Source organism: Microlunatus spumicola (assembly GCF_039536445.1).
GTDB classification, from domain to species: Bacteria; Actinomycetota; Actinomycetes; order Propionibacteriales; family Propionibacteriaceae; genus Microlunatus; species Microlunatus spumicola.
Window position 1 is genome coordinate 659,963 of record NZ_BAAAYR010000001.1, and the last position, 18,198, is coordinate 678,160.

The 18,198-nt window shown below is 73.5% G+C and carries 15 protein-coding genes; 6 read left to right on the plus strand and 9 right to left on the minus strand.

Going from position 1 to position 18,198, the window contains the following annotated elements:
- The first annotated feature begins 11 nt into the window (after positions 1 to 11).
- Genes ABD665_RS03000 through ABD665_RS03025 form a run of 6 tightly spaced genes read left to right on the plus strand, consistent with a single transcriptional unit; the run spans position 12 to position 7,786 of the window.
- Positions 12 to 1,076 (plus strand): zinc-binding dehydrogenase, encoded by a 1,065-nt coding sequence (locus tag ABD665_RS03000; RefSeq protein ID WP_204912292.1) that lies wholly within the window; start codon positions 12 to 14, stop codon positions 1,074 to 1,076.
- Positions 1,073 to 2,161 (plus strand): Gfo/Idh/MocA family oxidoreductase, encoded by a 1,089-nt coding sequence (locus ABD665_RS03005; protein ID WP_204912291.1) that lies wholly within the window; start codon positions 1,073 to 1,075, stop codon positions 2,159 to 2,161. Before ABD665_RS03000 ends, ABD665_RS03005 begins: the two co-directional genes overlap by 4 nt.
- Entirely contained in the window at positions 2,158 to 3,510 is a 1,353-nt protein-coding gene (locus ABD665_RS03010) for an alpha-galactosidase (RefSeq protein WP_204912290.1), read from the plus strand. The genes ABD665_RS03005 and ABD665_RS03010 overlap by 4 nt, the downstream gene beginning before the upstream one ends.
- Positions 3,507 to 5,210 carry an alpha-amylase family glycosyl hydrolase gene (locus ABD665_RS03015; protein ID WP_204912289.1) on the plus strand — a complete coding sequence of 568 codons (1,704 nt, stop codon included), beginning with the start codon at positions 3,507 to 3,509 and terminating at the stop codon, positions 5,208 to 5,210. The genes ABD665_RS03010 and ABD665_RS03015 overlap by 4 nt, the downstream gene beginning before the upstream one ends.
- Positions 5,207 to 6,334, plus strand: a complete 1,128-nt coding sequence (locus tag ABD665_RS03020) for a glycerate kinase (RefSeq protein ID WP_204912288.1) — start codon at positions 5,207 to 5,209, stop codon at positions 6,332 to 6,334. The genes ABD665_RS03015 and ABD665_RS03020 overlap by 4 nt, the downstream gene beginning before the upstream one ends.
- 60 nt (positions 6,335 to 6,394) lie before the next feature.
- Positions 6,395 to 7,786, plus strand: a complete 1,392-nt coding sequence (locus ABD665_RS03025; RefSeq protein ID WP_204912287.1) for a DUF222 domain-containing protein — start codon at positions 6,395 to 6,397, stop codon at positions 7,784 to 7,786.
- 102 nt (positions 7,787 to 7,888) lie between these two features.
- Here ABD665_RS03025 and ABD665_RS03030 read toward each other — a convergent pair whose 3' ends face one another.
- The 9 genes from ABD665_RS03030 to mltG all read right to left on the minus strand — a co-directional run bounded on the left by ABD665_RS03030 (position 7,889) and on the right by mltG (position 18,093).
- The gene (locus ABD665_RS03030) at positions 7,889 to 10,399 is read right to left on the minus strand and encodes an immune inhibitor A domain-containing protein (RefSeq protein WP_344741001.1); all 2,511 of its coding nucleotides are present in this window, start codon (positions 10,397 to 10,399) and stop codon (positions 7,889 to 7,891) included.
- Between the two features lie 143 nt (positions 10,400 to 10,542).
- The gene (nusB, locus tag ABD665_RS03035) at positions 10,543 to 11,082 is read right to left on the minus strand and encodes a transcription antitermination factor NusB (RefSeq protein WP_204912285.1); all 540 of its coding nucleotides are present in this window, start codon (positions 11,080 to 11,082) and stop codon (positions 10,543 to 10,545) included.
- Position 11,083: 1 nt separating this feature from the next.
- Positions 11,084 to 11,644, minus strand: coding sequence for an elongation factor P (efp, locus tag ABD665_RS03040; RefSeq protein ID WP_204912284.1), 561 nt, complete (start codon positions 11,642 to 11,644; stop codon positions 11,084 to 11,086).
- Positions 11,645 to 11,761: 117 nt separating this feature from the next.
- Positions 11,762 to 12,859 (minus strand): 3-dehydroquinate synthase, encoded by a 1,098-nt coding sequence (gene aroB / locus ABD665_RS03045; RefSeq protein WP_344741006.1) that lies wholly within the window; start codon positions 12,857 to 12,859, stop codon positions 11,762 to 11,764.
- On the minus strand, positions 12,852 to 13,358 hold the full coding sequence (locus ABD665_RS03050) for a shikimate kinase (RefSeq protein ID WP_204912283.1): 507 nt from the start codon (positions 13,356 to 13,358) through the stop codon (positions 12,852 to 12,854). Before ABD665_RS03050 ends, aroB begins: the two co-directional genes overlap by 8 nt.
- 7 nt (positions 13,359 to 13,365) lie before the next feature.
- The gene (gene aroC, locus ABD665_RS03055; RefSeq protein WP_344741009.1) at positions 13,366 to 14,565 is read right to left on the minus strand and encodes a chorismate synthase; all 1,200 of its coding nucleotides are present in this window, start codon (positions 14,563 to 14,565) and stop codon (positions 13,366 to 13,368) included.
- A gap of 66 nt (positions 14,566 to 14,631) precedes the next feature.
- Entirely contained in the window at positions 14,632 to 16,074 is a 1,443-nt protein-coding gene (locus ABD665_RS03060; RefSeq protein ID WP_204912282.1) for an Nramp family divalent metal transporter, read from the minus strand.
- Between the two features lie 59 nt (positions 16,075 to 16,133).
- Positions 16,134 to 16,994, minus strand: coding sequence for a shikimate dehydrogenase (locus tag ABD665_RS03065; protein WP_204912281.1), 861 nt, complete (start codon positions 16,992 to 16,994; stop codon positions 16,134 to 16,136).
- Positions 16,984 to 18,093, minus strand: a complete 1,110-nt coding sequence (mltG, locus tag ABD665_RS03070) for an endolytic transglycosylase MltG (protein ID WP_204912280.1) — start codon at positions 18,091 to 18,093, stop codon at positions 16,984 to 16,986. The genes ABD665_RS03065 and mltG overlap by 11 nt, the downstream gene beginning before the upstream one ends.
- Positions 18,094 to 18,198: the final 105 nt, after the last annotated feature.

Genomic DNA, 18,198 nt, shown 5'->3' on the forward strand with positions numbered 1-18,198 from the left:
CAGAAGGACCCGTGCCCCAGACCGTCGCGTTCACCGCCCCCCGCGAGGTCGGCCTCGCCGACGTCGAGGCCCAGCCGCTCGAGCCCGGGACGGTGCGTGTCCGCACCTGGTACTCGGGCGTCTCGGCCGGCACCGAGCTGACCGCCTACCGCGGGACGAACCCCTACCTCACCGGCACCTGGGACCCCGACCAGCGTATGTTCCTGCCCGGGACGCCGACCTTCGCCTACCCGGTCGAGGGCTGGGGCTACTCCGAGGTCGGGGAGGTCGTCGAGGTCGCCCCCGACGCCGGGGACCGGTGGTCGGTCGGCCAGGTGGTCTACGGCATCTGGGGCCACCGCAGCGAGGCGGTGGTCCCGGTCGGACGGCTGCGCGGCACGCTGCCACCCGAGGACGCCCTGACCGGGACCTTCGCCCGGGTCGGCGCGGTCGCCCTGAACGCCGTGCTCGCGGCCGACGTGTCCCTCGGCGACCGGGTCGCCGTCTTCGGCCAGGGCGTCATCGGCCTGATCGCCACCCGCCTCGCCGTCCTCAGCGGCGCCGAGGTCGTCGCGGTGGACGCCCTCCCGGCCCGCCTCGACCACGCCCGCGACCTCGGCGCGGCGCACGTCGTGGACGCCCGGGTCGAGGCGGGCGCCGGGGCGGTCGTCCGCCGCTGGTCCGGCGGCGGCGTCGACAGCGCGATCGAGCTGAGCGGCGTCGTGCCCGCCCTGCACGAGGCCGTCCGCAGCGTCGTCGTCGAGGGCACCGTCGTGGCCTCCGGCTTCTACCAGGGCGGGGCGGAGGCGCTGCGGCTCGGCGAGGAGTTCCACCACAACCGGGTCCGCATCGTCGCCAGCCAGATCTCCGGGACGCCCGTCGCCCTCGGCCGCCGCTGGGACCAGGCCCGGCTCGTCTCCACCGTGATGGGCCTCGTGGCCGCCGGTCGGCTGGACGTGCTGCCGCTGGTCACGGACGTGGTCGACGCGGCCGACGTCGCCACGGTCTTCGCCCGCCTGGACGCCGGGGATCCCGCGATCCTGCAGGCCGTGCTGCGCTTCCCCGCCGCGCCCGCACCGACGGGGGCGCCCGCGTGAGCGCCCCGCTCCTCGACCTCCCCGCGACGGGCCCCCGCTTCCCCGCCGACCGCTCGGGCGTCGCGATCCTCGGCGCCGGGACGATCGCCCAGAGCGCGCACCTGCCGGCGTACGCGCAGCACGACGTCGGCGTGACCGGGGTCTGGAGCCGGGACCCCTCCCGTACCGCGGGGATCCGCGACCGCTTCCCCGGCGTGGGCCGCGTCTACGCCAGCGCGGACGAGCTGCTGGCCGACCCGGAGGTGCGGTTCGTCGACCTCGCCACCGGGCCCGAGGGCCGCCTCGCCTGGCTGGAGCGGATCGTCGACGCCGGCAAGCACGTGCTGGCGCAGAAGCCGCTGGTCGCGACGTCCGAGGACCTCGCCGCGCTGCCCGCCGTGCTCGCCCGGGCCGACGCCGCGGGCGTCCGCGTCGCGGTCAACCAGAACGGGCGCTGGGCCCCGCCGTGGCGTCTGACCACGCTGCTGCTGCGCCGCGGTGACCTCGGCGAGGTCGTCGGGGTGACCCACGTGCTCGACAAGGCTTTGCCCCCGCTGGTCGGCACCCCCTTCGACGACGTGCGGCACATGCTCCTCACCGACTACCTCCTGCACTGGGTCGACGTCACCCGCACCTGGCTGGCGACGGCACCCGAGGGGCACGGCGAGGTGGTGGCCGTGCGGGCGTACGACTCCCGCGTGCCCGGGCAGCCGGCCGCCGCCAAGAACCCGTGGTCGGCCACCGTCGAGCTGAGCACCGCCGGCGGGGCCACGGCCACGCTGCGGATCGCGGGGAACGCGGTCGCCAGCGAGCCCTCCTGCCCGTTCTGGGTGCACGGCACCACCGGGACCGCCCGCGGCAGCGTCCTGCTCGACTCGGACCGGCTGAGCCTCGACCACGGCGACGGCGTCGTCGACCTGCCGCTCCGCGGGGCGTGGTTCGTGGACGGGTTCGCCGCCACGATGGGCGAGCTGATGTGCGCGGTGGCCGAGGACTGCCAGCCCGAGAACTCCGCGGCCGACGCCGCGCGGTCCGTGGCCCTCGTGCTCGCCGCGGCCGCGTCGGCCGACGCCGACGGCGCCCCGGTCCGGGTGGGAGCACGATGAGCTTCACCCTGGTCGACGAGGTCCGCGTGGGACCCGACGCCCGCGTCTACGCCGAGGGCTGGCAGAGCTGGAGCCCCGCCACCTGGTACGCGCCGGGTGCCCGGGGCCTGCGCCCCGACCTGGACTGGCAGCACACGATGCGCTTCCGGCCCGGCACGCCGCTGGCCGACGAGGGCCTCCAGGCCGAGGGGCTCCTGGTCGTCGACCCGGGCGACGGCGGTCCCGTCCGCCGCTACGCCGCCCCCTCCACGACCACCGTGCCGACGCTGCGCACCGTGCTGCGGGGCGACGTGCTCGAGGTCCACGCCGACGGACCCGTCACGAACGGCGCCGCGACGACGGCGGTGGCGGCCCTCGCGGATGCCGTCGCCCCGCTCACGGCGGACGTGGTCGTCCGGCCGGCCCCGTCGGTGTGGTGCTCCTGGTACCGCTACTTCGAGCAGGTCACCGCGGCCGACGTCGAGGAGAACCTCGACGCGTTCGACGCGCACGACCTCCACGTCGACGTCGTGCAGCTGGACGACGGCTGGAGCCAGGGGCTCGGCGAGGACCTCGCGCCCGCCCCCGGCTTCGGCGACCTCGCCGGGCTCGTCGACCGGATCCGGTCCTCGGGTCGCCGGGCCGGGCTCTGGCTGGCGCCGTTCCTCGTCGGCGACCGGACGACCCTCGCCCGGGAGCACCCCGACTGGCTCGTCGGCGCCGCCGGGCACAACTGGGCGCAGGACCTCCGCGGGCTCGACCTCACGCACCCCGGCGTGCAGGACCTGCTGCGCACGCACCTGCGCCGGGTCGTCGACCTCGGCGTCGACTACCTCAAGCTCGACTTCCTCTACGGCGGCGCGGTGCCGGGTCCCCGGCACTCCGGCGCCGATCCGGTCGAGGCGTACCGGACCGGCCTCGCGCTCGTTCGCGAGGTCGTGGGCCCGGAGGTGTACGTCGTGGGCTGCGGCGCTCCCCTGCTGCCGAGCCTCGGGCTCGTCGACGCGATGCGCACCTCGCCGGACACGTTCCACGAGGGCGGGGAGGACGGTTCACGGGGCCTGCGCGGGCTGATGCCGATGGTGGCGCGGAGCTGGCAGCACGGCCGGCTCTGGTCGACGGACCCCGACTGCCTGGTCGCGCGACCGGCGTACAGGCTGCGCGAGCCGTGGGCCGGGGCTGTCCGGACGTACGGCGGGCTGCGCAGCGTCAGCGACCGGGTCGCCGAGCTCGACGACTGGGGCCTGCGGACCACCCGGGAGCTACTCGACGACCCGGTGCCTCCCGTGCCGTTGCCCGACGCGACGGTGGAGCGCGGGGCCCGGCTCGCCGCCGACCTCGTCGCCGGCCGGCAGGACGGTGCGTCGTGAGCGGCCTCGCGGACGGCTCGGCGGCCGGCTTCGCGGCCCGGCTCGCGCCGGTCGTGGCCGAGCTCTACCCGGCCGGGGCGGAGCGGGTCGTCGCCCAGCTGGTCGCGCTGGCCGGCCGCCACGCGGAGCGGCTGGGGCGTCGGACGTCACGGCCCCTCGACCAGCGCACCGCCGTCCTCATCACGTACGGCGACACGGTCACCCGCGACGGCGAGGCACCGCTGGCCACGCTGCACGGGCTGCTCGAGGACCGGGTCGGGGACGTCGTCACCGACGTGCACCTGCTGCCGATGTACCCGTGGACGTCCGACGACGGGTTCGGCGTCGTGGACCACCGCCGTGTCGACCCCGCCCTGGGCACCTGGGACGACGTCGAGCGGCTGGCCGAGGACAGGACCCTCTGGTTCGACTTCGTGGCCAACCACACGTCCAGCGCGAGCCCGTGGTTCCGGGGGTGGCTCGCGGGCGAGCCCGACCGGGCCGGCTTCTACCTGGCGGAGGACCCCGCCTTCGACACCTTGCGGGTCGTCCGCCCGCGGACGACGCCGCTGTTCCACCCCTTCGTGCGCCGAGACGGTTCCGTGGTCCAGGCCTGGACGACCTTCGGGCCGGACCAGGTCGACGTCGACGTCCGGACCCCGGCCGTGCTGCTCGAGCTGACCGACGTGCTGCTCGGCTACGTCGGCCACGGCGCCGGTGCCGTGCGGCTGGACGCGATCGGCTTCCTGTGGAAGGAGTCCGGCACGACCTGCCTGCACCTGCCGCAGACGCACGCGGTGATCCGGCTGTGGCGGGTGCTGCTGGACGCGCTGGCGCCGGGGGCCCTGCTGCTCACGGAGACGAACGTCCCGCACGCGGAGAACGTGTCCTACTTCGGCGACGGCTCCGACGAGGCCAACCTCGTCTACCAGTTCGCGCTGCCGCCGCTGGTCCTGCACTCCTTCGTCAGCGGCTCCGCCGCCCGCCTGCGGGGCTGGGCGGACCGGATCGGTCCGGTCAGCCCGACGGCGACGTGGTTCAACTTCCTCGCCAGCCACGACGGCATCGGCCTGCGCCCGACCGAGGGGATCCTGGACGACGACGAGCGGGCCGCGCTCGTCGACCGCGTCCTCGCCCACGGCGGCCGGGTCGGGCTGTCCCGGGGACCGGACGGCAGCGAGAAGGTCTACGAGCTGAACCTGACCTACCTCGACGCCCTCTGCACCCCGGCCGAGGCGGCGGACCCGGCCGTGCTGGTCGCCAAGGGGCTCGCCGCGCACAGCATCCTGCTCGGGGTGGTCGGCGTGCCCGCCGTCTACGTGCACTCGCTGCTCGGGACCCGGCCCGACCTGGTCGGCATGGCCGAGACCGGCATCAACCGCCGCGTGAACCGAGCCCGGCTCGACGCCGACGTGCTGCTGGACGAGCTCGACACCGACCTGCGGCGCGCGGGCATGTTCGACGGGCTGCGGTCGCTGCTCGCCGTCCGCCGCGAGCAGCCCGCGCTCGCCCCCGCGGCGACGCAGCAGACGCTGGACCTCGACGACCGCGTGTTCGCCGTGCGTCGCCGGGGCGGGGGGCAGACCCTGGTGTGCGTGACGAACGTGACCGCCGACCGCGTCCCCCTGCCCGGCCTCACCGGCCGGGACGTGATCACCGGCGGCGCCGTCGAGCCGCTGGTGCTCGAGCCGTACGGCTTCGCCTGGGTGGAGCCGGCGTGAGGGTCGTCGCGGCCTTCGACTCGTTCAAGGGTTCGCTGACCAGCCGCGAGGCCGGCGAGGCGGCGGCCGCGGGTGTTCGCGCCGCAGTATCCGGGGCCGAGGTCGTCGTCGTCGGGGTCGCCGACGGCGGCGAGGGTCTGGTGGACGCCCTGCTCGTGAGCGGCGGTCGTGAGGTCGTCGTCGACGCGGTCGACCCGTTCGGGCGACCGCTGCGGGCGGGGTTCGGCGTGCTGGACGACGGCACCGTCGTCCTCGAGGCGGCCCGCACGATCGGGCTCGACCTGGTGGGCACCGTCGACACCTCCGTGCCGCTGCGCGCCTCCTCGTACGGCCTCGGCCTGCAGCTCGCCGCCGCCCTCGTGTCCGGGGCACCCCGGGTCCTCGTCGGGCTGGGCGGCAGCGCGACCACCGACGGCGGGACCGGGCTGCTGGCCGCGCTCGGTGCCCGGCTGCGGACGCGCTGGGGCGACGTCGCCCACGGCAACCTGCTGCCCGATGTGCTCGCGATCGACGCGCTGCCCGACCTCGGCCGCGTCGAGGTGCTGACCGACGTGACCAGCCCGCTGCTCGGCCCGACCGGCGCCGCGCGGCTCTTCGGGCCGCAGAAGGGCGCGGACGACGTCCACGTCGCCCTGCTCGAGGCGCAGATGGAGCGTTGGGCGTCGCTGCTGGCCGCCGCGGCCGGGCGCAGCGTCGCCGACGTCGTCTCCACGCCGGGCGCCGGTGCGGCGGGCGGCCTCGGCGCGGCCCTGCTCGCCTGCGGGGCCCGCCTCCTGCCGGGCTTCGCCCGGGTCGCCGAGCTCGTCGGTCTCGCCCACGCCCTCGTCGGTGCCGACCTGGTGCTGACCGGGGAGGGCTCGTTCGACGCCCAGTCCGCGCTGGGCAAGGGCCCGGTCGGCGTCGCCGACCTGGCGCGGGAGGCGGGGGTTCCGGTGGTGGTGCTCGCCGGCCGGGTCGCGCACCCGCTCGGGCCGACCGGGGACCGCGTCGACGCGGCGTTCGGGATCCACGCCGGGCCCCTCCCGCTGAGCGAGGCCCTGGACCCGGCCGTCGCCGCCGCCGGCCTCAGTGCCGCCGCCGGCGAGGTCGCTCGGCTCGTCGCCAGAAGTGTCAGAGGTCGCTGACAGAATCGTTCGTATGTTCGATACGACGTTCCTCACGGCGAGGAGCTGGCGGCACGTCTCGTGGAGAACGAGGTCGAGCTGCGCCGGCGGGAGTGCGAGGTGCTCGTCCTGGCGGCGGCGTGGGCCGACGTGCACGACCTCGACACCACGGCGACGGGCTACGAACCGCTGGTGGAACGCGCGGTCGGCTACGGCGGCGACGGCTGTCCCGAGACCTCCGAGTACGCGGTCCACGAGCTCGGCGCGCTGCGCGGCACCAGCAGCGGCACCGCCGAGCAGCTGGTCGCCGACGCGCTCGACCTGCGGCACCGCCACCCTCGGCTGTGGGACCGGGTGCGGGCCGGAGAGGTGCGGGCCTGGCAGGCCGTGCACGTCGCCCGCGCGTGCCACCACCTCCCGCGCGAGGCCGCCGGCCTGGTCGACCTCGCGGTGGCCCGCTACCTCGGCCAGCTGACGTGGGGGCGGTTCGGCCGGCTCCTGGCGGCCGCGGTCCTGCAGGCGGACCCGGCGCTGACCGGCGAACGGGCCGAGCAGGCCCGTCGCTCGCGCGGCGTGTGGGCCTACCCGGGCGAGGACGGGCTCACGACCCTGGTCGCCAAGGCCGCCGCCGGCGACGTCGTCTGCCTGCTGGCCACGGTGAACCGCCTCGCCGACGTCTTGGAGACCGAGGGTGACACCGCTCCGGCGGACGAGCGGCGGGCCAAGGCCCTCGGCCTCCTGGCGCAACCCGCTCGAGCCCTGCACCTGCTGATCGCGCACGAGCACGACGAGGACCCGCACGGGCCGGCGGTGCCCGACGACGACGGGCACCAGGACGACGAGGGTGGTTCGAGGCGCGGCGGGCTCGACCTGGTCGCACCCGGAGGTCTGACGCGTGAGCGGGACCTGCTGCCGCGCGTGGTCCTGCACTTCCACCTGTCGAGCGCCGCCCTCGCGCTGGGTCACGGTGTCGCCCGTCCCGAGCACGGCGAGCCGACCAGCCTGGACCAGCTCCGCAGCTGGCTGGCGGAGACCGGGTGCCCGGTGACCGTCCGACCCCTGCTCGACCCGGCGGCGACGGCGGCCGTGGACGCGTACGAGACCCCGGTGCGGATGCGGGAGGCCCTGTTCGCGCGGAACCCGGCCGAGGTCTTCCCCTTCGGCGCGGCGGTGCGCCGCACGCTGGACAGCGACCACTCGGTGCCCTACGTCCCTCTCGAGCGCGGCGGGCCGCCGGGCCAGACCGGGCTGCACAACCTCGGCCCGCTGTCCCGTCCGCACCACCGCGCCGTGACCCACGGGCGTTGGAGACGGCGACAACCCGAGCCGGGAACGTACGTCTTCCGGACGCCGCACGGTCACGTCTTCGTCGTGACCAACCAGGGCACGCTCACGCTCGGCTGCGGCTCCTTCGCCGCCGACGTCTGGCGGCGCGCTCGCCAGGAACCCACGTCGGAGCAGGCCGCGGCCTGACCGGGAGACGGCACGCCCCGGCCCCGGACGCACCACGGCCGGGCGGGTCGCGCACCCTGGTGGGTGCGGACCGCCCGGCCGTGGTGGCGGGTCAGCTCGTGATCAGCGCTGGCTGGTCACGGCCTTGCGGGCGCTGGCCAGCGTGGCGTCAGCCGAGACCGGCGTGCTGGTGCCCAGGGCGACGCGCAGAGACGTGCCCTCCTGCTGCTCGACCGTCATCGTCACGCCGGCGTTCCGCACCCGGACCCCGGCGAGCGGGGTCGCGGCGCGGAAGTAGGACTTCGTGTCGTCGAAGGTCGGCACGGCGTCCTGGCCACGGACGTAGCTCGGCTGCCCCTGCACGTGGAGGGTGAAGGAGTCAGCCTTCTGGCGCCCGAACGTCGCGTCGTAGATCTGCACGCGCGGCACCCACGGTCGCCCGTCGATCCGGTAGAGCGGCTCCGGGTGGGCGTCGACCGTGAGGATCTGCCCGTTGCCCGGGTGCAGGGACACGTTGTTGTTCGTGTAGCTCGTGTCCCAGTAGGTCACCTGGAGGCCGTCTTGGTACGGGAAGTGGTCGACCTTGTCCCGTGCAGGCGCCGGGTAGTAGCCGAAGTCGTACGGACCCGTCTTGAGGTAGGCGTCGTACGAGGTGTAGGTGCGGTTGCTGGCGATGTAGTACTGCGGGAACGCCGTGGTGGTGCTCGCGCCCACCGCGGTGAACCCGTCGGACGTCCAGCCGTTCGCCCCGGACTCCGCCCCGTCGCTCACGACGGTCGTCGAGCCCGAGACCACCTTGATGTCGTCGACGAAGAGGCCGGACGGCTTGGTCGGGTCGTTGCCCTGCGCGGCACCGTCGGTGGCGTAGCGGAACCGGATGCCCACCGTCTTGCCGGCGTACGCCGACAGGTCGAAGGTCGCGGGCACGTAGCCCTTGGAGGTGCCGTCGATGCCGTTGCCCTCCTTCGGGTTGGTGATGCTGCCGGCGATGGCCTTCCAGCCCGACCCGTCGTCCACCTGCACGTAGCCGTAGTCGCAGGCCGTGTCGTCGCAGTCCTCGATGTTCCAGCTGGCCTGGAAGGTCAGCGCAGCCGGGCCGGCCGGGAGGGTGACCTCACGGCTGAGCGTGTTGTCGAGGCCGTCACCCCCGCCGCTCCACCACTGGAGCTTGCCCTCGGGGGGCGTGGGCAGCGTGGTGGTCACCGTCTTCGGCGGCAGCACCGTCACCAGGGCCTGCGCCTTGGCCGAGTTGTACTCGTGCGGGCCGAGGTCGAACGTCTTCTTCTGCCCCGCGACGGCCGTCTCGTAGTCGAGCCACCCGAGCTGCATCTTCTCCCAGGCACCGAGGTCGCCCGGGCGGGTGCCTATGCCCTGGTCGCCGGCCGCCGACAGACGGCTCTGCGACATCAGGCTCCAGAACTCGACCGGCTGCGCGCCGCCCGACGCGGTGTCGTAGAGGTCCGGCAGACCGAGGTCGTGGCCGTACTCGTGCGCGAAGACCGAGAGGCCCCCGTTCTCGGGCTGCATCGTGTAGTCGCCGATCCACAGCCCGGTGTCGCCGAAGGCGAAGCCGCCGAGCTTGATGGTGTCCGGGCCGGACGTCCCCTGGGCGGCCAGGTTGGCGTACCCGCGGTGCGACCAGATGGCGTCCTCACCCTGGATCGGGTCACCGTCGGCCTCGTCGCCGCCCGCGTGGACGATCTGGAAGTGGTCGATGTAGCCGTCGGGCTCGTTGAAGTCACCGTCGCCGTCGTAGTCGTACCGGTCCTGCTGGTCGAAGCCCGCGAGCAGCTTCTTGATCTGCGCGTCGGTCTTGCCGGCGGCCTTCTGGTCCTTCACGTACTGGGCCACGCCGTCGCGGATGAGGATCTCGCTGTTGCCGCAGACGATGTCGGCGCAGACGTTCGGGTCGTCGCCGTTGGCGTCCTTCGGGTCGTCGGTGGACCGGCCGTAGCGGGCCTCGTTGTAGCGGACGCGCACCCAGCCGGTGACCTGGCCGTCGACCGAGTAGCGGCCCGAGGACTGCTTCTCGTAGTAGGTCTTCAGCGACTCGACCCCGTCGCCCTCACCGAAGTAGAGCTTCTTGAAGTACGCGGGCGAGTAGTCCTTCTGCCAGACCGTGCTGTTGTTCGTCGCGCGGTCGGGCTCGGGGATCTGGTTGTGCCGGGGGCCCTCGAAGCTCGTCGGACCCTCCGTCAACGGGTCGGTGTCCTGGTCCGGGAAGTTCGGCTGACGCTCGGTCCCGAACTCCGTCAGGAGCACGAAGATCTTGTCGGTCTGCTCCCGACCCAGCTCGACGTACTGGTCGACCAGCTTGGGCGCCGCCACCGCACCGGTGCTGCTCGCCCGGGCGCGCTGGGACGCGCTCTGCCCGGCCGGCTTCTTGCCGACCTTGACGACGTAGGACCCGTTGATCTTCTGGACCTTGGCCTGGCCGGTCAGCACCAGGTTCAGCGCCTGCTTGCGCAGGGCCTGCTGCTTGTCGTCGAGCGCGTTCGGCAGGGCGTCGGAGCCCTTCGCGACGGGCTCGGACACCGGCGGCGCGGTGACGGGCGGTGCCTTGGGCGGTGGTGCTGCGGTCGCGGTGACCGCTCCGGTCAGGATCAGACCGGTCGCCAGGCCGAGGCCCAGCACTGCTCTTGCGTCTCGTCGCACGCGTTCAACTCCCCTGGCCCGTCTTCGGACCCTCTGCCGATGATCAGGGTCCGAAACGTACGGGCGCCGTTTCCACGTGGCAATCGTCCGTGGGGGTGAAGATGGGGATTCTTTGCGGTTCCTCAGGCGATCGGGGAACTTTCCGACCCCGGTGCCGACGCGCCGTCGGGCACGTGCTGAGAGGCGACGTCCTCGGCCGGCTTGGCGGCCTCTGCAGGCTGCTTGCTGTCGACGATCGCGCCCAGCACGCCGCCCACGAAGGACGGTGACTCGTCGGTCGACAGGTCGGCCACGAGCCGGACCGCCTCGGAGACGGCCACGGCGTCCGGGACGTCCAGGTGGTCGATCTCGAGCACGGCGATCCGCAGCGCGCTGCGGTCGACGCGGGGCGTCCGGGGCAGCGTCCAGCCCTTGGCCAGGGCGGCCGAGATCCGGGCGTCGATCGCCTCGCGGTGGTCGGCGACGCCCTCGACGAGGACCCGCGTGTAGTCACGCACGGGCGGGTCGGCGTCGATGGCCCGCGCGGCCAGGGTCTCGAGCACGTCGGTGCCGCGCACCTCGGACTCGAAGAGGATGTCGAGCGCGCGCTTGCGGGCCTTGGCGCGGGTCGAGACCCGGACCGGACCGGTCGGGGTCGACGGGGAGGAGGTGGGGTCGCTCACCTCAGCCGACGCGGCCGAGGTAGCTGCCGTCACGGGTGTCGACCTTGACGCGCTCGCCCGTCGTCAGGAACAGCGGCACCTGGATCTGCAGGCCGGTCTCGACGGTCGCGGGCTTGGTGCCGCCGGTGCTGCGGTCGCCCTGCAGGCCCGGCTCGGTGTAGGTGACCTCGAGCTCCACCGACGCCGGCAGGTCGAGGTAGAGCGGCGTGTCCTCGTGGATCGCCACGGTCGCCATGTGCTCGGGGAGCAGGTAGTTCTTCGCGTCGCCGACGGTGTCGTCGGGGATGACCATCTGCTCGTAGTTGCTGGTGTCCATGAACACGTAGCCCGAGCCGTCGTGGTACAGGTACTGCATCTCGCGACGGTCGACGCTGGCCGTGTCGACCTTCGTGTCGGAGTTGAACGTGCGGTCGACGACCTTGCCGGTCAGCACGTGCTTGAGCTTGGTCCGGACGACGGTGTTGCCCTTGCCCGGCTTGTGGTGCTGGAACCAGACCACGGACCACAGCTGGCCGTCCAGGTCCAGGACCATGCCGTTCTTCAGATCGTTCGTGGACGCCACGCGTTCGTACCCCTCTTCGACTTCGTGCAGGTCTTCGACCTCGTTGAGCAGTCGCTCAGTCTAGCCGTGCGGGAGCGTCGCTCCACCCTCGCCGTGCGCCGGCGGGCCCGAACCCGCTCAGGCGGTGGCCATGGCCGCGTACGCGCGCCGCAGGAGCTCGTCGGAGGGCCCGGCGAGGATCTCGGCGCTGGCCAGGCCGTCGAGGACCACGAAGCGCAGCGTCGAGCCGCGGGTCTTCTTGTCCAGCCCCATCGCGGCGACCAGGTCGTCGAAGGCGTCCGGCGCGTACGTCGTGGGCAGGCCGAGCGAGGTCAGCACGGCCCGGTGCCGGTCGGCGACCGCGTCGTCCAGGATCCCGGCGGCGCGGGCCAGCTCGGCGACGAACACCATCCCGACGCTGACCGCCTCCCCGTGGCGCCAGCGGAACCGCTCGCGGCGCTCGACGGCGTGCCCGAGGGTGTGGCCGTAGTTGAGCAGCTCGCGCCCCACCTGGCGACCCGTCGAGGTCGCCTCCCGGAGGTCGGCGGAGACGACGCGGGCCTTGACGGCGATCGAACGCTCCACGAGCTCCCGCAGCACCGGCGACGTCGGGTCCACGGCCGCGTCCGGCTGCTCCTCGACCAGCGTGAGGATCTCCGGGTCGGCGATGAAGCCGCACTTGACCACCTCGCCCAGCCCGGCGCGCAGGTCGGCGGGCGGCAGCGTGGTCAGCACGTCGAGGTCGCAGACGACGCCGACCGGCTCGTGGAACGCCCCGACCAGGTTCTTGCCCTCGAGCGTGTTGATGCCGGTCTTGCCGCCGACGGCGGCGTCGACCATCGCGAGCAGGCTCGTCGGCACGGTCACCAGGGCGACCCCGCGCAGCCAGGTCGCGGCGACGAACCCCGCGAGGTCGGTCGTCGCTCCCCCGCCGACGCCCACGACCGCGTCGCTGCGGGTGAAGCCGGCGTGGCCGAGCACCGACCAGCAGCGCGCCGCGACCTCGGCGGTCTTGGCCGCCTCGGCGTCCGGCACGTCGATGCGGACGACCTCGTGGCCGGCCCGCTGCAGGTCGGCGGCGACCCGGACGGCCACGTCGATCAGCGCGGCCGGGTGCAGCAGCGCGACCCGGCGCGGCTCGCCCAGGACCGTGGCGACCTCCCCGAGCACGCCATGACCGACGACCACGTCGTACGGGCGCTCCGCGGCGACGCGGATCCGCGTCACGTCAGGCACGGGCGAGGTCCAGGGCCTCGACGCGGTCGGCGACCTCGTCCGGGGTGAGGCCGTCCGTGTCGACGCTCGCGCGCGCGACCTCGGCGTAGAGCGGGGTGCGCTCGTTGAGCAGCTTCACCAGCCGGCCGCGGACGTTGCCGAGGAGCAGCGGCCGGGCCTCGTTCAGCCCGACCCGGCCGGCGGCGTGCGCGATGGTGACCTGCAACCACACGACGGGACGACCGGCCAGCGTGGCGCGGGTGGCCGGCGAGAGCACGGCCCCGCCGCCGAGGGCGAGCACGCCCGGCGCGTCCAGCAGCTCGGCGGTCGTCGACTCCTCGAAGGCGCGGAAGACGGGTTCGCCGTCGTCGGCGAAGATCTCGGCCACGCTCTTGCCCACCCGGGACTCGATGACCGCGTCGACGTCGGCGAAGGGCACGCCCCACCGCTGCGCGAGCAGGGCGCCGACCGTGGACTTGCCGGAGCCGGGGGCGCCGACCAGGACCAGGGCGGCGGTCACGGCGTCGTCACCGGGACGCCAGCGCCAGGCCGCGGGCGGCGACGTCGTCGAGGTAGGAGCGCCAGTTCCGGCGGGTCTCGGCGACCGAGTCGCCACCGAACTTCTCGATGGCCGCGTCGGCCAGCACGAGCGCGGCCATGGCCTCGGCCACGACGCCGGCGGCGGGCACGGCGCAGACGTCGGAACGCTGGTGGTGCGCGACGGCCGCCTCACCCGTGGAGGTGTCGATGGTGCGCAGCGCACGCGGGATCGTGGCGATCGGCTTCATGGCGGCGCGCACGCGCAGGACCTCGCCCGTGCTCATGCCGCCCTCGGTGCCCCCGGAACGACCGGAGACGCGCGCGATGCCCTCGCCGGAGGAGGTGATCTCGTCGTGGGCGAGGCTGCCGCGCGTGCGGGCCAGCTCGAAGCCGTCACCGATCTCCACGCCCTTGATCGCCTGGATGCCCATCATCGCGCCGGCCAGCCGCGCGTCGAGGCGACGGTCGCCGTGCACGTGGGAGCCCAGGCCCGGGGGCAACCCCCAGACGACGACCTCGACGACGCCGCCGAGGGTGTCGCCGTCCTTCTGCGCGCTCTCGACCTCCGCGACCATCGCGGCGGCGGTGTCCCGGTCGTAGCAGCGCACCGGGTCGGCGTCGATCGCCGCGAGGTCCTCAGGGGCGGGGACGACGCCGGCGGGCGCCTTGACCGAGCCCAGCTCGACGACGTGGCTGAGGATCTGCACCCCGTACGCCTGCTCCAGGAACCGCCGGGCGACGCAGCCCAGCGCGACCCGGGCCGCGGTCTCCCGGGCGCTGGCGCGCTCGAGGACGGGGCGGGCCTCGTCGAAGTCGTACTTCTGCATGCCCACGAGGTCGGCGTGCCCCGGTCGCGGGCGCGTCAGCTTGGCGTTGCGCGCCTGGGCGTCGAGCACCGCGGCCTCGACGGGGTCGGCCGACATGACCGTCTCCCACTTGGGCCACTCGGTGTTGCCGACCTCGATGGCGACGGGTCCGCCCTGGGTCTCGCCGTGGCGCACGCCGCCGAGGAGGCGTACGGCGTCGGCCTCGAACTTCATCCGGGCACCCCGGCCGAAGCCGAGCCTGCGCCGCGCCAGCGCGGCGGCGACGTCGTCCGTCGTCACCTGCACGTGGGCGGGCATGCCCTCGAGGACCGCGACCAGCGCAGGTCCGTGGGACTCTCCTGCGGTCAGCCAGCGAAGCACGCGGGCCAGTGTTCCACGGTGGCGGCGGACCCGGCCCGACGTCTTGTGCCGGGCCGGGTCCGACGCTCAGCCGAAGAGCTTGCCCAGCTGGTCCCGGAACGTCAGGAAGGACAGCGTCCCGAACAGCAGGATCGCCCAGATCATCGCGCCGAGCCGGACGCCGCGGATGCGGATCGGGCCGGGGAGGATCTTCCGGTTGATCAGGATCAGCAGGCCGGAGTAGATGAACATCATGAAGCCGCCGACGACCGCGGCGATGACCAGCAGCACGATCGGCTGGTCGAAGCCCGCGAGCAGCACGACGATCCCGATCCCGACCAGGCCCCAGACGAGCCCGGCGTAGACCTTGGACTCGTTGGCCTTGCGCGCATAGCTCGTCTTGATCACGTCCGCGGCGAGCCGGCTCGTGTAGTCGACGATGCCCAGCGCGGCGGCGAACAGCGAGAACGAGCCGATGATCCAGAAGAAGTACTTGAACCAGGAGCCGACGCGCTCGGCCAGCACCTCGCCCTCCGTCTTGATGAAGCTGATGTTGTTCGCCAGGCCCTCGCGGCCGAACACCGTCGAGTACGCGAGCAGCGAGGTGAACAGGATCGTGAAGAAGGTGATCAGCACGAAGGTGAAGATCTGCTCCAGGTTGGCGAACTTCCACCAGCCCTTCCAGCGCGACAGGTTCTTGTCGGTCGGCTCGAAGATGTAGCCCGTCGACGGTGCGGCCTCCGGCTGGCCGGTGATCGGGCTGACCAGGCGGGGCACGTACTCCCCCATGCCGAAGCCCTTGTCCCGCATCCAGTTGGACTGCACGAGGTTCTGCCCACCGCCGGCGCCCGCGAAGGCCAGCGCACCGAGCAGGGTGGCGAAACCGAGCGTCTCGACCGGGATCCCCGGCCGCGTGACGATCTGCGGGACGTCCTTCCAGGCCGACGCCCCGACGGCGATGATGCCGCCGACGACGAACAGCAGCACGACGGCGCCGACCTTCAGCATCTGCGCGCGTTCGAGGGCGACGTAGACGACGGGCGCGAGGGTCAGGATGAGCCCGATGGCGAGGAGCATGCCGATCGCGATGTAGCGCGGGGTGCCGCCGAACACGTACGAGGCGAGCGTCGCGCTGCTGGTCGCCCAGCCGGGCCAGAGGTTGGCGAAGTAGGCGAGGATCGCGAACACGAGTCCCCAGTGCCGCCAGAAGCGGCTGAACCCGGTGAGCGCCGTCTCGCCCGTGGCGAGCGTGTAGCGCTCGATCTCGAGGTTGATGAAGTACTGCGTGATCAGGCCGACGAAGGCGGCCCAGACGAAGATCAGGCCGACCTGGCTGGCGATGTAGGGGAAGAGGATGAACTCGCCCGAGGCGAGACCGACGCCGGCGGCGACGATGCCGGGGCCGATGAGCTTGCGGTAGGCGACCGGCGCGTCGGGCAGGTCGCGGACCTCGGGGCGCGGGAGGGTCGTGGTGGGAAAGCTGTCCGCAGCGGAGCTGCGGCGGCCGGGAGCGTCGTCTTTGACTGCCATGGCGAAATGCCTACCATCCCGCCTCGGAGTCGTCCAGGGTCCACAGCCCGGCGCGCCGGTCAGCCGTGCGCGTGCGCGGCAGCCAGGGCGTCGTCCCCGGCCGCCCGGAGGACCTCCGGCGACGGACGCCGGCCGGTCATCAGCTCGACCTGGAGGACCGCCTGGGCGACCAGCAGGTCGAGCCCGTCGAGGACCCGTACGCCGGTCCGCGCCGCCGCCGCCGCGAGCGGGGTGGGCCAGGGGTCGTAGACCACGTCGAACACCGCGCCGGCGCTGGCGGCCAGCACCCTGGCCCGGTCGTCGGCCGCCCCCGCCGTCACCGTGGAGACGAGCAGGTCGGCCGCGGGTGGCACGGCACCCCAGGGCACGACGGCTAGCGCGACGCCGACCGCGTCGGCCAGCGACGCCAGTGCGGCGGCCTTCTGCGGGTCACGGGCCTGCACCTGCACCCGGGTCGCACCGAGCCGGGCCGCGGCGACCACGCCGGACCGGGCCGTCGCGCCGGACCCGACCACGGTGACCGTCGAGACCGGCCCGGGCAGCACCCGCCGGACCGCCGCCACCAGCCCGTCCACGTCGGTGTTGTGCACCTCGCGCCCTGGACCGTCGAGCAGCAGCGTGTTCGCGACGCCGGTCACCCGGGCCGTCTCGGACACGAGCCCCACGTGCGGGAGCCGGAGCACCGCGACCTTGAGCGGCATCGTCAGGCTCAGCCCGCGCCACGACGCGTCCAGCCCGTCGACGAACCCCGCCAGCCCGTCCTCGCGCACCTCGGCACGCCCGTAGGACCAGCCCGTCAGGCCGAGCTCGGCGTACGCGGCCGCATGCAGCACCGGCGACAGCGAGTGCGCGACCGGCGAGCCGAGGACGGCGCAGCGGTGGCGGACCCCGCCCTGAGGAGCCGGCGCCTCAGCTGTCACAGCGGCCGGGGTGGCTCTGGCACCACGCCTGGAACTGGGCGACGATCTGCTGGAACTCGGCGTCGGTCTCGGCGAACTTGGTCTCGCCGCTGTCGAAGTCGACCGTCGTGAAGTACAGCCACTTGCCGGGCTCCGGGTTGGCCGCCGCCTCCAGGGCCGCCTTGCCGGGCGCCGCGATCGGGCCGGGCGGGAGGCCCTTGCGCAGGTAGGTGTTGTACTTCGACTTGCTCGCCCGGTCCTTGGGCGTCGTCGTGTTGGTGTTCAGGTTCTCCGCGTAGATGACCGTCGAGTCGAGCCCGAGCGGCATGCCCTCGTCCAGGCGGTTGTAGAGCACCCGGGCGACCTTGGCGCGGTACTGGTCCTGGTTGACCTCGCGCTCGATGATGCTGGCGACGATGAGGACCTCGTACGGGCTGCGGTCGAGCTTCTTCGCCGCCGCGTTCAGGCCGATGTCGGCGGTGACCGCCTTGTACTGGCTGACCATCTGCTTGAGCGTCGAGGTCGCCGTGGCGTCGGCGGTGAGCTCGTAGGTGTCGGGGAAGAGGAAGCCCTCGGGCCGGTTCTTGGCGTAGGACGGCAGGCCCAGCTTCTTCGGGTTCTTCAGCGCGGCCTGGTAGGCCGACTTCTTGATCTTGGTGCCCTTGGCCAGCGCGTCGACCTGGCGGCTCAGCCGGAGCCCCTCGGGGATCGTGAACTGCGCCCGCACCCGCGACTCGCCAGGGTTGATCAGCAGCCGCAGCGCGTTGATCGCGGCCATCTGGGTGCGCATCAGGTAGCGGCCCGGCTGGATGCTGGTGGCCCGCTCCTCGGAGGCGACGGCGTTGTCCCACGCCTGCGCGGACTTGACCACGTCGGCCTGCTTGAGGACGTCGCCGATCTCGTCCAGGGTCGCCCCGGTCGGGATGGTCACGGTGATGGGGGCGACGCCGGAGCCGGTGTAGTCCGGCGTCTCGCCGAAGCCGCTGATCAGCTGCTTGCCCTGGTCGTAGACGAGGAACCCGCCGACGACGAGCACGGCGAGCGCGAGCAGCACCGCCAGGCAGCCCTTGCCCTGGTGGATGACCTCCTGGGCCGCGCTCGGCTTGGTGTCGGGGAGCATCGACGACACGGTGTGCGTGTCCTCCTCGTGGTCGGGGCGCGCCTCGACCCGGTGGGTGAAGCAGGTTGGACGGCGGCGCCGACCACGAGCAGCCGGGGGTCAGTC

Bases quoted from the DNA above. Each gene is read 5' to 3' on its own strand.
- ABD665_RS03060 (WP_204912282.1), bottom strand. From the start codon at position 16,074: ATGGCAGTCAAAGACGACGCTCCCGGCCGCCGCAGCTCCGCTGCGGAC.
- ABD665_RS03010 (WP_204912290.1), top strand. From the start codon at position 2,158: ATGAGCTTCACCCTGGTCGACGAGGTCCGCGTGGGACCCGACGCCCGC.
- mltG (WP_204912280.1), bottom strand. From the start codon at position 18,093: ATGCTCCCCGACACCAAGCCGAGCGCGGCCCAGGAGGTCATCCACCAG.